This is a genomic window from Solibacillus sp. FSL K6-1781 (assembly GCF_038630735.1).
Classification (GTDB): Bacteria; Bacillota; Bacilli; order Bacillales_A; family Planococcaceae; genus Solibacillus; species Solibacillus silvestris.
Genome location: NZ_CP152038.1, coordinates 1565348 through 1579984 on the forward strand (window position 1 = coordinate 1565348; position 14637 = coordinate 1579984).

General features: G+C 37.1%; 13 protein-coding genes and 1 pseudogene. 11 read left to right on the forward strand and 3 right to left on the reverse strand.

Annotated features, from left to right (window positions below; genetic code table 11):
• The first annotated feature begins 82 nt into the window (after window positions 1–82).
• The 6 genes and pseudogenes from MHH37_RS07670 to MHH37_RS07695 all read left to right on the forward strand — a co-directional run bounded on the left by MHH37_RS07670 (window position 83) and on the right by MHH37_RS07695 (window position 6423).
• Window positions 83–970, forward strand: a complete 888-nt coding sequence (locus tag MHH37_RS07670) for a DMT family transporter (RefSeq protein WP_342575722.1) — start codon at window positions 83–85, stop codon at window positions 968–970.
• Window positions 971–1185: 215 nt separating this feature from the next.
• The gene (locus MHH37_RS07675) at window positions 1186–1854 is read left to right on the forward strand and encodes a response regulator transcription factor (protein ID WP_342575724.1); all 669 of its coding nucleotides are present in this window, start codon (window positions 1186–1188) and stop codon (window positions 1852–1854) included.
• Window positions 1851–2864: a sensor histidine kinase gene (locus tag MHH37_RS07680; protein WP_342575725.1), complete on the forward strand. Its 1014-nt coding sequence runs from the start codon at window positions 1851–1853 to the stop codon at window positions 2862–2864. Before MHH37_RS07675 ends, MHH37_RS07680 begins: the two co-directional genes overlap by 4 nt.
• A 347-nt stretch (window positions 2865–3211) precedes the next feature.
• On the forward strand, window positions 3212–3628 hold the full coding sequence (locus tag MHH37_RS07685) for a hypothetical protein (protein WP_342575726.1): 417 nt from the start codon (window positions 3212–3214) through the stop codon (window positions 3626–3628).
• Between the two features lie 20 nt (window positions 3629–3648).
• Window positions 3649–4424, forward strand: a pseudogene (locus tag MHH37_RS07690) (ABC transporter ATP-binding protein).
• The gene (locus MHH37_RS07695; RefSeq protein ID WP_342575727.1) at window positions 4414–6423 is read left to right on the forward strand and encodes an ABC transporter permease; all 2010 of its coding nucleotides are present in this window, start codon (window positions 4414–4416) and stop codon (window positions 6421–6423) included. The pseudogene MHH37_RS07690 and the gene MHH37_RS07695 overlap by 11 nt, the downstream one beginning before the upstream one ends.
• Window positions 6424–6502: 79 nt before the next feature.
• Here the strand turns inward: MHH37_RS07695 and MHH37_RS07700 are convergent, their stop codons facing one another.
• A complete protein-coding gene (locus MHH37_RS07700; protein WP_342575728.1) occupies window positions 6503–8203 on the reverse strand; it encodes a M3 family oligoendopeptidase in 1701 nt (566 codons plus the stop codon).
• A 191-nt stretch (window positions 8204–8394) separates the two neighbouring features.
• On the opposite strand from MHH37_RS07700, the gene MHH37_RS07705 reads away from it, so the two are divergent.
• Complete coding sequence (locus tag MHH37_RS07705; RefSeq protein WP_342575729.1) at window positions 8395–9351, forward strand: arsenic resistance protein; 957 nt, start codon at window positions 8395–8397, stop codon at window positions 9349–9351.
• Window positions 9352–9475: 124 nt separating this feature from the next.
• Window positions 9476–10405, forward strand: a complete 930-nt coding sequence (gene epsC / locus MHH37_RS07710; RefSeq protein ID WP_008408424.1) for a serine O-acetyltransferase EpsC — start codon at window positions 9476–9478, stop codon at window positions 10403–10405.
• A gap of 147 nt (window positions 10406–10552) precedes the next feature.
• Here the strand turns inward: epsC and MHH37_RS07715 are convergent, their stop codons facing one another.
• Entirely contained in the window at window positions 10553–11425 is an 873-nt protein-coding gene (locus MHH37_RS07715; RefSeq protein WP_342575730.1) for a DUF3298 domain-containing protein, read from the reverse strand.
• Between the two features lie 2 nt (window positions 11426–11427).
• The gene (locus MHH37_RS07720) at window positions 11428–11913 is read right to left on the reverse strand and encodes a sigma-70 family RNA polymerase sigma factor (RefSeq protein WP_342575731.1); all 486 of its coding nucleotides are present in this window, start codon (window positions 11911–11913) and stop codon (window positions 11428–11430) included.
• Window positions 11914–12231: 318 nt separating this feature from the next.
• On the opposite strand from MHH37_RS07720, the gene MHH37_RS07725 reads away from it, so the two are divergent.
• The 3 genes from MHH37_RS07725 to MHH37_RS07735 all read left to right on the forward strand — a co-directional run bounded on the left by MHH37_RS07725 (window position 12232) and on the right by MHH37_RS07735 (window position 14612).
• Window positions 12232–12759 (forward strand): YceI family protein, encoded by a 528-nt coding sequence (locus tag MHH37_RS07725; RefSeq protein WP_008408419.1) that lies wholly within the window; start codon window positions 12232–12234, stop codon window positions 12757–12759.
• A gap of 200 nt (window positions 12760–12959) precedes the next feature.
• Window positions 12960–13553, forward strand: a complete 594-nt coding sequence (locus tag MHH37_RS07730) for an NADPH-dependent FMN reductase (protein ID WP_008408417.1) — start codon at window positions 12960–12962, stop codon at window positions 13551–13553.
• Window positions 13554–13673: 120 nt separating this feature from the next.
• Window positions 13674–14612, forward strand: coding sequence for a ring-cleaving dioxygenase (locus MHH37_RS07735; RefSeq protein ID WP_340798230.1), 939 nt, complete (start codon window positions 13674–13676; stop codon window positions 14610–14612).
• Window positions 14613–14637: the final 25 nt, after the last annotated feature.

Sequence of the window (14637 nt, forward strand, 5' to 3'; positions counted from 1 at the left end):
TATTCCTTACAATCTGTTTAATTAGCTTAATCGTATTAACTAATTATGGAATATTTTTTTAAAACTGTGAAGGGGGAACGAAATGGAAATCAGTATGAAAAAAGGGATGCTGTTGGGCTTTATTGGAATCTTTTGTTTCAGTTTTACATTACCGGCTACAAGTATTGCTGTCCCTTATTTTGGTGAGACAATTGTCGGATTGGGTAGGACAGTTATTGCAGCAATTATAGTAGGAACAGTATTTATTGTGAAAAAGCAGCCTTTACCGAGTATAAGCCAATTTAAGAACTTACTTATTGTCGCTGTTGGAGCTGTACTGGCTTTTCCGATATTAACAACTTATGCGATGAAGTCATTGCCGGTTTCACATGGTGCAATTGAATTGGCCTTACTTCCACTTGCGACAGCAGGCTTTGCAATGTGGCGAGGAGGCGAAAGACCTTCGAAACGCTATTGGATTGCGAGTGCAACAGGGGCGGTAACGGTCATTATTTATGCCATCTATTTAGGATTAGGGCAATTGCATAAAGGAGACTTTGCGCTGATTGCAGCGGTCATATTACTTGGATTAAGTTATGCAGAAGGTGGCAAACTTTCAAAGGAAGTTGGTAGCTGGCAAGTAATTGCCTGGGCTATTTTAATTGGTGCACCCTTTTTTATTATTCCTGTAGGCCTTGGCTTATCTGACAGTATGCTGGATGCGCCTATTGAAGCATGGATCAGTTTGTTCTATTTAGGGATCGTCAGTCAGTTTTTAGCTTATGTAGCATGGTATGGTGGTATGTCTTTAGGAGGTATAGCTAGGGTAGGGCAGATTCAATACTTGCAGCCTTTTTTAATGATTGGTTTTTCTGTATTATTTTTAGGAGAATCGATCACATGGATTACAATTGTTTTAGCTATGATCGTTGTGCTTTGCGTTATAGTAGGGAAAAATGCTGATGATAAACAAAGCCTGGAGCTGAAATAGGGCTGCAGAGTTTATAATTCATATTTTATAAAGAATGATTTCCTATAAGGGGATTCGTTCTTTTTCTTATTGTCCCTAAAAGGATAAAAATGTTTTTATGTTGAAGTAAATTACATAGCTCTGCCTGTATATATGTTTGTGATAGATGTTTAAGCATGGTATAAGTGTAAATGAATTTTAATCTGGGAATCTAAATGTTAAAAGGAAGTGAACGTATGTCAAAAATCGTGATTATAGAAGATACAGAAACGATAAGAGAAGAATTGAAAAGCTTTTTAAACACATATGGATTTGAGGCAATTGCACCGACAAAATTTGAAAATATTATTCAGGAAACGCTAAACGAAGCACCGGACCTTATTTTGCTGGACATTAACCTACCCATTTTTGACGGATACTATATTTGCAGAGAAATAAGGAAGCAATCGGATGTGCCGATCATTGTCGTGACGAGCAGGGATAATGAAATGGATGAACTGATGAGTATGAATTTAGGCGCGGATGATTTTGTCACAAAGCCTTATAACACTCAGATTCTTTTGGCGAGAATTGAAACCATATTAAGAAGAGTTCAGGGGTCAAGTATAAGGGATACCCTTGTTTATAATGATTTAAAGCTCAATTTATCCAACGGTTCTGTTATTTATAAAGGGGAGAAGGCAGAGCTCACTAAAAATGAAATCAAAATACTTTCCTGCCTTTATAAAAACAAAGGAAAAATCGTATCAAGGGACGATCTCATGGATTTTATGTGGAACGCAGATGTCTTTGTAGATGATAATAACTTGTCGGTCAATGTCACCAGATTAAGAAAAAAACTCGAAGCGTTAGGTATGGAGAAAAATATCGAAACGAGACGGGGGTTAGGATATATACTTCCATGACACTTAAAGAATATGTTAAAGACAGAACAGTTTTTGTACTCATTAATGTCATCTTATTTATCATTATTGGCGGCATTATGATACTTGTCGGGGTGAATGTCCAAATTGTTTTTCTTATTTTCTGTATTTGGTTTTTCCCTCTCATCATATATGTACTGATCGAATATTTTAAGCAGAAAACATTTTATAACGAAATAACTAGCATTATGGAAAATTTAGATCAGAAATATTTGCTGCCGGAAGTTATGAAAGAACCTGAAACTGTGGAAGGTAAGGCATTGTATGAGGTATTGCGTCAGGCAAACAAAGATATGCATGAACATGTAAAAAGTTATCGGGACCGGGAAAATGAGTATAGGGAATATATTGAAACATGGATACATGAAATTAAAACACCCATTGCCTCAACACGGCTGATCATTGAAAATAATCAAAATGGCGTTACACGAAATATTCAAGAGGAAGTAAAAAAGATTGAAGAATATATTGAGCAGGTTCTCTATTATTCAAGAAGTAACAATGTGAGCAAGGATTACCTCATAAAAGAGGTTTCTTTAGTTGACCTTGTAAGAAGTGTTATAAAAAGAAATTCAAGAGACTTTATTAGTAAAGGGATTTCGATTGATCTTGAAGAAGTTGAAGGGACTGTTTTCAGTGATGCAAAATGGCTGGAGTTTATCTTAAATCAGCTGATCGGAAATGCAATTAAGTATATCCGTGAACGTGATGGAAAGGTGATCATCCATACTGTCAGAAATGAAAATAATATTGTCCTTACGATTGAGGATAACGGTTTAGGGATTACAGAAAAGGATTTACATCGGGTTTTTGAAAAGGGGTTTACCGGGGAAAGTGGACGGAAATTAGGAAAATCTACCGGTATCGGGCTTTATTTATGTAAAAAACTCGCAGATCAGCTTGGTCTAGGTCTTACCATCACTTCAAAAATTGGCGAGGGAACAAAGGTGAGTATTATTTTCCCTTTAGGCAGTGTAGTCTTCATGCAGTAATTCAACTTTAGAATAGCGGATTTATAGTGATTGTACATTACAATTGCTATAGATCCGTTTTTCAATTATTAGGGAATCATTATCGCATTGTAAATCCCTTAAACTAAAAATTTTATTTGCGTCTAGGCTAAAGCGCCAACTCCTTGGCCATTTCGGCCCCTCGTGCAAAAGTGATGGTACGTTTACTTTTGCGTCGGGACCTCCAATGGCTGGCGGAGTTAATCGGGCGCTTTAGCGCTTTTGTTTATAATCTTGCAAAAATGTCACTTAAATAAAATATAAAGCAATATGTCTTCCCGATAGCTATTGATAAGATACAGTTAGAAATCAATTAGGGGGAATAAAAAATGAAAAAAGCAATTCCAATAATATTAGGAATCTTTCTGTTAGGTCTTGGAATTTTCCTGGTGTATGAATATGCAACAGAAACAAAAATTGTAGAAGGTGTCACGTCAAAAGCGATTGATGATAAGGGCAGACCATCTGATATAACGAATTTATTTACACAAGGGGAAACAGTTTATTTTTCCGCAAAGAGAAACCGATTCTGGATCAATGAAGCAGAAGTGGTTTGGTATAAAGGCGAAATAAAACAAGAGAATCGATTTTTAGTGGAAGAGGAAGTGCTTGTGAACGATGCGAAATATTTCACTGCCGAGCTATCCGTTCCGGAAGGTCTTGAAGAAGGGCATTACGGTGTCACGATATATGTAAAAGGGAAAAAAATTATGGAAACAAAAGCCGAATTTGATGTGAAAAAATAGATGTATCTTGGAGGAAAAGCATGCAACCGATATTAAGTGTAGAAAAAATTGAAAAATACTACGGAAACAAAGGTAATATTACAAAAGCAATAGATAATATCAGCTTTAACGTAAATGAAGGTGAATTTTTAGGAATTATGGGTCCTTCAGGGAGCGGAAAGACAACGCTCCTGAATTGTATTTCGACAATTGATCATGTTACAACTGGCAAAATAATTATCAATAATCAGGATATTACAACTTTAAAGAAGAAAGGGCTTGAAGCATTCAGACGGGACGAGTTAGGTTTTATCTTTCAGGATTTTAATCTGCTAGATACTCTGACAGCTTATGAAAACATTGCTTTGGCTTTGACGATTCAAAAAAGAGAAGCAATGGAAATCGATCAACTCATTAAAGCCGTTGCGGAAAAGCTTGATATTACGGGCATCCTTAGCAAATTTCCATTTCAATTATCGGGAGGCCAAAAGCAAAGAGTCGCTTGTGCAAGAGCGATTGTAACTGAGCCTTCCCTCATTTTAGCCGATGAACCAATGAACCAACGGGTGCACTTGACTCAAAATCATCACGATTACTGTTGGATTCCTTTGAAAAGCTGAATAAAGAATACCAGTCAACAATTTTGATGGTTACCCATGACTCGTTTACGGCAAGTTATGCCAATAGGATATTGTTTATAAAAGATGGTCGGATCTTTAATGAGCTCGTGCGCGGAAATGATACAAGAAAGGAATTCTTTAATAAAATCATTGAAGTGGTGACTTTACTTGGAGGCGATGTTAGCAATGTTCTCTAAAATCGCAATCAACAATGTTAAAAGAAGCTTTAAGGATTATTCAATCTATTTTCTGACATTGACTTTAGGTGTCTGTATATTTTACAGTTTCAACTCTCTTGACTCGCAAAATGCTATCCAGGAAATGAACAAGAATACGATTTTTCGTGAATCATTAGAATTGCTTATGTCTGGAACATCAGTGTTTGTATCAGTTATTCTTGGAGGTTTGATTGTATACGCCAATAACTTTTTGATCAAAAAGCGGAAAAGAGAACTTGGCTTATACATGACATTAGGTATGTCAAAAGGGAAAATCTCGAGAATTTTAATCGTCGAAACTCTCCTAATCGGTGTAGTCTCTTTAATTGCGGGTATTGGACTTGGGATTATTGTATCGCAGGGTCTGTCAGTGCTGACGGCAAACATCCTGTCTATGGATCTTGATAAATATAAGTTTGTTTTTTCACTTGGCGCCATGATGAAATCGATTGTCTACTTTGGCATCATTTATTTACTTGTCATGATTTTCAACCAGTTTACGATTTCCAAATACAAACTGATCGATATGTTAAATGCTTCAAAACGTAATGAAGAAGTAAAGTTGAAAAATCCTTTCGTATCAGTGCTAACCTTTATTTTATCAGTAGCATTTCTGATATTCGCATATATGAGAATCCTAGAGACAGGCTTAAATGCTGAAGATACGGATCTGATAATTACGATTTTAATGGGGGTCTTTGGAACGCTCCTATTCTTTTTCAGCCTATCGAGCTTCTTTATACAAATTGCGCAAAAGAATAAGGGGTTCTATTTTAAAAATATAAATATTTTTGTCTTAAGACAAATAAACAATAAGGTCAACACGAACTTTCTTTCGATGACAATTATCAGTCTAATGCTTTTTTTAACTATCTCACTCATTTTTACTGCGTTTGATTTAAAAGGAACGATTGATAAAAATACAGCAAATACAACTCCTTTTGATGCTTCGGCATTTCTTGTTGTTAATCAAGAGGAAGAGGATCCTGCGGTAAATGATATTGAAGCTTACTTAAACAATATAGACTTTACATTTGAAGCATATGAAAAACATGCCTTCTTTGATGAATATCTTCTTGATTTAACGATTGAGGATCTGTTATCACAGTATTTAAGCGACGAGGAAAAGATTGCTATACAGGAAAATTACATGTATGGTCCAGTATCTGCACTAAAAATATCGGATTATAATGCAATTATCAATCTGACGGAGCAAGAGTCTGTTGATTTAAAGGAAGACGAAATACTCGTTGTATCGACCTATGGCAAGATCATTCAAGCTTTGCCTGAGTATATGAAAAATGAAGAAAATATTATCATTGAGGATAAAGCATATAAAATAAAAAATGATGTGCCTATTGAAGAAAATATAAAAATTAACAGGGGCAGTAACTTCTTTTATCTTATTATTCCTGATAATTTTACAGGAAACCTTCAATTAGAGTATACAAGTTTTAATGTAATATATGAAGATCGCTACAATGAAAAATCAGAAGAGAAATTTACAACCCTGTTTAATGACCTTGATGAAAATAAATATAGATCCATTAATCCAGGATTAGTCATTGGAAGTACAGAAAATCAGATTAAAGAGCAAGAAAAGGGTTCAGCAGCATTATTTATATTCCTTGGCCTGTTTTTAGGGCTCATCTTTATTATATCGAGCGCGGCCGTAATGGCATTGCAGCAGTTATCTGACGCAAGTGACAGCTTGGAACGCTATAAATCACTGAAGAAAATCGGTGTCACGGATAAATTGATAAATGGGGCTATATTAAAACAATGTCTCATCTATTTTTTACTCCCTTTAGGTCTGGCTGTCATTCATTCCATTGTCGGTATCAAGGCGGTCAGCGGAATGTTCCATTTCAACTACGAAAGTGTCCTAGTCAGTTCATTAATTCTTGGCATCATTTATGGCGGGTATTTCTATGCAACGTATGTCGGTGTAAAGAACATTGTTAAAGGTAGTAATTAGGTTACATGAATGGCTATAATTAAAAGAAGAACGAATTTCCGTAAAGGGAATTCGCTCTTTTCATGTTGCTCTATAGCGATTATGAATTAATATCCTGTATCACTTTTTCCAAGAATTCACCCATGCGTTTAACAGTTGACTCTGAAAAGTCAAAATCGACGCCAGTTTCTTTATAAATCGCTGCAATGGATTGACTGTAATCCGCACTTGCACCTTTTTTGTAAAATTCGACAGCTTGCTGCGGATTCTTTTGATAATTCTCAAGTAATTGAAGTGCACCGAGCATTGACATCGAGTATTCAATATCATAAAAAGGATATTGAATAAAGTGGAGGGTACCGATCCAGCTCATGCCAATTACCTCTTCAAAACCGGTCGTATCAACTGGGCTCAACCCGTAACGTTTTGAAATTTCATAAAACTTCTCATCACGTTCCTTTGCTGTATGCTGAGGATTTGTATACATCCAATGTTGGAAAAGATCTCCAGACAATGGGCCGAATAACATCGTAAATGCCCGTCTCAGTTCTTCACGTTGTGCGCTTTTGAATTCCTCTTCTTCCGGATAAAATAGATTAAATTTATCCAATAATAACAATTCCATTCCGTGTGAATACAATTCAGCTATTTCCGCTCGCCACTGGAATTCTTCAATAGGGCCCTGTTCTGAAGCTTGGAGGTAACCATTCACCGCATGCCCCATCTCATGGATTAAAGCAATGAGCGAGAAAAAGGAAGGACTAAAGTTTGCAAAAACAAATGTATCACCGGAAACAGGCAATGGGACACAGAAACCACCCGGACTTTTACCTTTACGGTCTCCAAGATCAAGTAATCCATGTTCCCTCATGTACTGCAAACGGTCTGAAAAATACGGGTCGGTTTTTCCTAACATTTCAGCAACCCCGTCCAAAAGCTCTGATGTCTCAGCGTAAGGAGGATTTTTCAACAGTTTTGCAGTGTTATCCCAAGGCAGATATGTTTGGACACCAAGTTTAGACTTGAAAACATCTGCAAGCCTGTTCCAAGCCGGAATAATATGCCTTTCAACATTTTCATGAAAGTCGTAACAATCTTCAATACTGTACTCACGGTTTTTTGCGACAAACATATAATCACGGTAATTTTCAAATCCGGCATTGATTGCGATTTGGTGGCGTAGTTGAACGAGTTCATCCATGAGCGCATCCGTATCCGGCTTTATTTGACGGTAAGCAGCTCTAATTAAATGATAAGCTTTTTCCCGAACGTTTCTGTCCAAATTGTCTAGCTGCGATTCGATAAAAGGGAAAGGTTTTTCCTCTCCGTCCCATTCCACAGTGAGACCACCCATAATTTCACTGTACTTTGTGCATAGTTCTTGTTCCTTAACTAATAGAGGGATATTCTCATTTCTAAACAGTTTCACTTTTGACTCACGAAAACGTTTCATTAAGCCGTAACGATTTTCATCCAATTCATTGAAATAAGGGGATTCACAGCATTTATCATTTAACTTTGCCTCGTATGTCATTAAAAGAGGCTGAATGACTTGCTGATCCTGAAGGTAGGTTGATTTGACATGCGGATCTTCGGTATTTCGGTAGAAGTCGACAAGATGGCCTGTTAACGCCTCTTCTATTTCAAAGCGTAAATTTTTTTCATCCTCGATCCAATTCTCCAGACCATGGATGGATTCAATTGAAACATCAAGTAATCGTTGAAACTGGGCTTCAATCCCTTCGACATCTTTCAAATCAATTAATTCTTTGTAATAGTTAATACTTTTCGCTTGAGACATGAATAATTCTCCCTTTACCTTCAGATTATTTTGACTAATGAATTAATTATATTATAGATTGCTGGTCATTCATTCTTTTTTTGAAAATAAATTACTAAATAATAAGAGGATGAAGAGAACAGTTTGTAAAAGAAGAAATAAAAGGATAACATGGTCTCATTGGAAATCGATCGGTAAAAGGAGTTTTTGTCATGATTTCAAGAGAACAGCTTGAAAAGAATCAAGTAACGATATATATCATAACTTTACTATTGGCCGGATTTACAGGATTGAATTTTCTGGAGTTTCAAAATGAATTGGAAAAATTAATCCCGTTTATCCTTGGAATATTAATGTACAGTATGTTTGTTCAAATTCCTTTTGCAGCTTTAAAAGAAACTTTTTCAAAACGGCGTTTCTTTTACGCACTCTGTATAGTCAATTTTATTGCGGTTCCCATTGTCGTATGGACCCTGACGTTGTTTCTTCCAGATTATCCGCCACTATTTTTAGGCGTTTATCTTGTTTTACTCACTCCATGTATAGATTATGTCATAGTATTTACAATGCTTGGCAAGGGGAATGAAAAAGCGATGCTCAGTGCCACACCCTTTCTTTTTGTTGCACAAATGCTGTTACTGCCTTTTTATTTATGGTTGTTTATCGGCGAACAAGCGGCAAATATAGTAGAAGTGGCTCCATTTTTTGAAGCGTTTGTCTCATTTATTGTTTTTCCATTAGTTGTTGCACTTATTGTACAAATTTCATCAATAGAGGGCGGTCGTGTTTATGAGATATCTTCGTGGCTTCCTGTACCATTTATGGCTTTAACTCTTTTTGTAATTGTTGCATCACAAATCGGCAAATTGTCGGGTTCATTTGAATGGATTTTAAAAGTAATCCCCATCTACATAGCATTTATGATCATTATGCCTTTCATCTCAAAGATCATCGCGAAAAAGCTTCAGCTAGATATCCGGACAGGCCGTGCATTGATCTTTAGCGGATCGACACGTAATTCACTTGTTGTATTACCATTTGCACTTGCAATGCCTGAGGAAATCCGATCGCTCGTTGTGGCGATTATTGTCACCCAGACACTTGTTGAAATTGTGGGGGAGCTTATCTATATTCGCATCATTCCACTTATCATCTTGCGTGATGAATAGAGAAGCACTTTATTAGCTATTGTCCGTTAGCTGTTTTACAATTTTGAAAAGAAGGGTCAAACTGCGCGTTTTGTGTAGTATAATCTTCATTACTATGTATTTTAAATAGAAAAGGAGTTTTAGCATGAAAATCGAGGACTGGTTAAATAAAGAAACATCAACAATCGCTAATAAGCTAATCGACTATAACAAAAAACATATTGAAGTTGAAAAATCGATTGGATTCACTGGCCGTGATCAAATCCATCATATATTGGATAGTTTTTATGAAGTTTTCTTCCCGACGATTTATAATCAAGGTGTTGTCGATGAAACACGTACATTGATGAAACTGAATAATAATCTTCGTCAATCAGCGTTGGATTTGCGTGATATTATCGAGAAAGTATTAATCTACCAAAACTTTGATAATTGTGATGGCCAATGCCGAGAAAAAGCGGATCATGTTGTAATGAAGTTAATGGACCGTTTCCCTGAAATCCGTGAAACAATTCAAACAGATATCCAGGCTGCATATAACGGAGATCCTGCTGCTACATCAACGGAAGAAATCATGTTAAGCTACCCGTCGATACGTGCTGTATTTATCCATCGTATTGCACATGAACTGTATAAAATGGATGTCACAATCGTTCCACGTATCATGTCTGAATATGCACACCAGTTAACAGGAATCGATATTCATCCAGGTGCCAAAATCGGCCATTCGTTTTTCATTGACCACGGCACAGGTGTCGTTGTTGGAGAAACGTGCACAATCGGCAACAATGTTAAAATCTATCAAGGTGTAACGTTAGGTGCATTAAGTTTCCCGCTTGATGAAAACGGTAACCCGATTAAAGGTGTAAAACGTCATCCAAATATTGAGGATAATGTTGTCATTTACGCTGGAGCTACAATTTTAGGCGGGAAAACGACAATTGGTCATGACACGGTGCTTGGCAGTAATATTTGGCTGACATATTCGGTGCCGCCATATTCACGTGTTTATAATTCACAGCCATCTCCGAATATTAGCAATAGTAAAGAAGTTGTAATCGAATACGAAATTTAATCGAAAAAAAGAAAATGTTGAACGGACGGAATGGAGTCATATAACTTCATTCCGTTTTTTATTATGGCGTTAATAGGGATCATAGAATGTGCCATGGAAGAAAGGAAAGCAGGTGTATCCTTTTTAATGGTTACACCTGCTTATTTATTACTTAATATATTTATTGCTCACCAGCACATCCTGAAGCAGCTCTGTCGGTATTTCAAATGTTACAAGTCCCATAAAGCCTGGTGCTGCTTCATATTCATCAAAGGAGATCACAAGCTTACCTGCTTCTGTAATATAGAAGTTTTGCTCAGGTGAAATGCCTTCAAAGACACCAAATGATTCGTCATGCCATTCAGTTCCGCCTACCCAGTACATTTCATCACCTTTTGTTTCAATCATTTTCCTGCGCATTTCATCTTCCAAATAGCGACTGATAATTTCTACGTAGCGATCGTCTTTAAACAGACTCGGTAATGTAATGGCCGTTTCCGCCTGTTTATCAATCGTAGTGTACTGCATAACAGATGAAGAGGAGGCGACAATAACTTCTACATAACGACCGAATGACAATATTTCATCGGTATCTGTTTTGATAACGTAGCCGCTGTTCACTGCCATATTTCCAGCTTCCATTTCCTCAATATCCGTCTTGAACTGCTCATAAAGTAATTTACCTTCCTGAGCGTATTTTTCGTTCAATGCTTCGATGTCAGCAGAAGAACCAGAAATTTGAGGCACTTGGATATCAACTGTATATTCATCCTTGACCATTTCATATTCTGTAAATGTAAGCACCTTGACGACTTGACCGATGACTGGTACATCCGCCAAATTTTTCGCCATCGCAGGATTTGTATTAAGGCCTACTGTAAACAGAATTGCCGCCACAGCAACAGATGTTAAAAAAAGAGGCAGTTTACGTTTTCTCTTCTTAGGAGGACGTTGCAGATTTTTTTCAATCATCATCTCAAGTTCCTGTGGAATCGGTATATCCTTATATTGTGTGTGTAGCTTTTTTAATTTATCATTCATGTTTAATTCTCCTCCGTTTCAAGCTCAATTTTTAATAGCTTTAAGGCTCTATAAAGTCTTGATTTCGCCGTGCTTAGAGGAATCGTCAAAATGTGCGCGACGTCTTCGATTTTCAGATCCTCAAAATAGCGCAGCACTACCACCTCACGCAGGTGTAGAGGTAAACGATGCAATGCCTGCTGTAAATCAAGATTGAGGTATGAATCTTCCTCAGATAATAGCAGAAGGGAACCGTCCCCAATGAGCTCGACCCGCTTTTGTTTACGTAGTAAATCAATCGCTGTTCGGACTAAAATCGTATAAAACCAGCTTTTCATCTGATCACGGTTTGTCAGTTTCTCAAGTGCAAGCCAACCTTTTTGAATACTGTCCTGCACGACATCGAGTGCATCCTGCTCGTTTTTTGTATAGCTATATGCCAGTAAATATAGCGAATTTTGCTGCGTCCGGATAAATGTAATAAATGCATTTTCTAATTCTTCAATCATTATTTGAAGCTCCTTTTTTACTCTGTCGACAATTATAAGACGACTGATGGTAGGTGGAAAGTTTAAAAGGGTGAAATCTTTTTAATAAAATACCATTCTATACACTTGTATTCACCAATTTATAAAGAAGAGGTAACCCCGACATAAGCAGCCAATGCAATTACAATCCTTCAAAACACCAATAAAGAAAAAATTATAAGAACCACTTGACGTTTGTAAAATCCTTTGTTATATTTATCTCAAGTTCGAGATATTTAATTTCGAAATTTATTTTCGTAATATATCTTGAAATCGAGATAAAATGGAGGAGAATTTAAAATGACAACATTTACAGTCGATCAAACGCATTCAACAATCGGTTTTGAAGTAAAACACATGATGGTATCAAAAGTAAAAGGTCAATTCAATGACTATACTGCTGATGTAAAAGCAGAGGATTTAACGGATTTAACGACAGCGACAATCAACTTTGAACTGGATGTAGCAAGCATCAATACAAGTAACGAAGACCGCGATAACCATTTGAAATCTGCAGACTTCTTCGGTGCAGAAGAATTTACGAAAATCAAATTTGCTGCTACGAACATTGCGAAAGACGGCGATGATTATAAAGTAACTGGTGACTTAACAATAAAAGACGTAACAAAGCCTGTAACATTTGATGTGGAATACGGTGGTAAAGGTACGAACCCATGGGGCGTAGAAGTATACGGTTTTGAAGCGGAAACAAAGATTAATCGTGAAGATTTCGGATTAACATGGAATGCTGCTTTAGAAACAGGTGGTGTACTCGTAGGGAAAGATATCAAAATTAAAGTAGAGTTAGAATTAAACCCTGCTGCTTAAAATATGAAGGCATTTATAAGGATAAATTGTCAGCAAAACGGCAATAATGATTTACGTTACTGATAAGAATGCATAATAGTACAAAATTAAAATTTGAGGCAAAAACTTCAATTATTTATATGCATACCTAAATCAATCTATTAAAACCCTCAAATTTTTAATTGATATCTTATTTCAAGATAATTGAAGGAGTGTAAAAAATGGGATTCATCAGTAAACTATTTGGAAATAAGAAAATGGAGGAAACAAAAATGGAAAAATTAAACATCGGTATTATTTTAGGATCAACTCGTGAAGGCCGTGTAAGCCCTCAAGTCGGTGCATGGGTAAAAGAAATCGCGGATAAACGCGGAGACGCGAACTATACAATTATTGATATCGCGGACTTCAAACTACCATTGCTAGGCGAACCTGGTGGAGATGCGTCAGGTGCTGGCGGCTGGTCTGAAGCAATCGCAAAACAAGACGGTTTCGTATTCATTGTTCAGGAATACAATCATTCAATTACAGGCGCACTGAAAAATGCATTAGACTACTTACGTGAAGAGTGGAACAATAAAGCAGCTGGTATTGTATCTTACGGTTCTGTAGGAGGAGCACGCGCTACTGAACATTTACGCGGTATTCTAGGGGAATTATTGGTTGCGGATGTACGTGTGCACCCGGCATTATCATTATTTACAGACTTCGAAAACGGAACAGACTTTAAACCAGCTGTCCACCAACAAAACTCAGTTAATGAAATGTTAGACCAAGTAATTCCATGGTCAAAAGCTTTAAAAACAATTCGTTAATTAACAATCATCGGTCTAGCACATGTTATTTCATGTGCTAGACTAATTACATAAAAATTGGACAGAGTGTTTTATCAAATAGAATATTGTGTTCAGTTTTTACGAATGGAGGAAATGAATATGAAAAAACATACAACGGGTATTCATCACATTACAGCAATCGTCGGTCATCCTCAGGAAAATGTCGATTTCTATGCAGGTGTTCTCGGATTACGACTCGTAAAAAAAACAGTCAATTTCGACGACCCGGAAACATATCACCTATATTTCGGGAATCAAGGCGGGGAGCCAGGGACAATCATTACTTTCTTCCCTTGGCCGGCAGCATATAAAGGCAAAATCGGCGATGGTCAAGTTGGCGTGACGACATACTTGGTGCCTGTGGGAGCAATGGACTTCTGGAAAGAACGGTTAACAAAATTCAATATACTATTTAAAGAAGAAACAAGATTTGAAGAGAACTATCTACAGTTCGACGATCCACATGGACTGCATTTAGAAATTGTTGAACGTGATGGGGGTTCACCAAACGGCTGGACGTTTGGTGGAATCACTGCGGATGTAGCAATCAAAGGCTTTGGCGGTGCAATTTTATATTCATCGCAGCCAGAACAAACAATTAATACATTAGTTGACGTAATGGGACTTGAAAAGATTGGCCGTGAAGGAGACTATGTACGACTAGAAGCAACAGCATCCATTGGCAATATTGTCGACGTTAAAATGACGGTCGGAAATCGTGGGGCGATGGGTGTTGGAACGGTGCACCATATTGCATGGCGTGCAAACGACGATCAAGATCATAAAGAATGGCAGCAATACGCGTTGGATAAAGGTCAGCATGTAACGGAAATAAAAGACCGCAATTATTTCAATGCTGTTTACTTCCGTGAGTCGGGTGAAATTTTATTCGAAATTGCGACAGACCCACCAGGATTTGCGCATGATGAAACGCCGGAAACAATGGGCGAGCAATTAAAATTGCCGGTGCAATATGAAGAGTTCCGTGACCGATTGGAAAACTCGCTTGTCCCGATTAAAGTTAGAGAGCTAGATTAATAGTGTGACACTAAAAGGGGTTTAC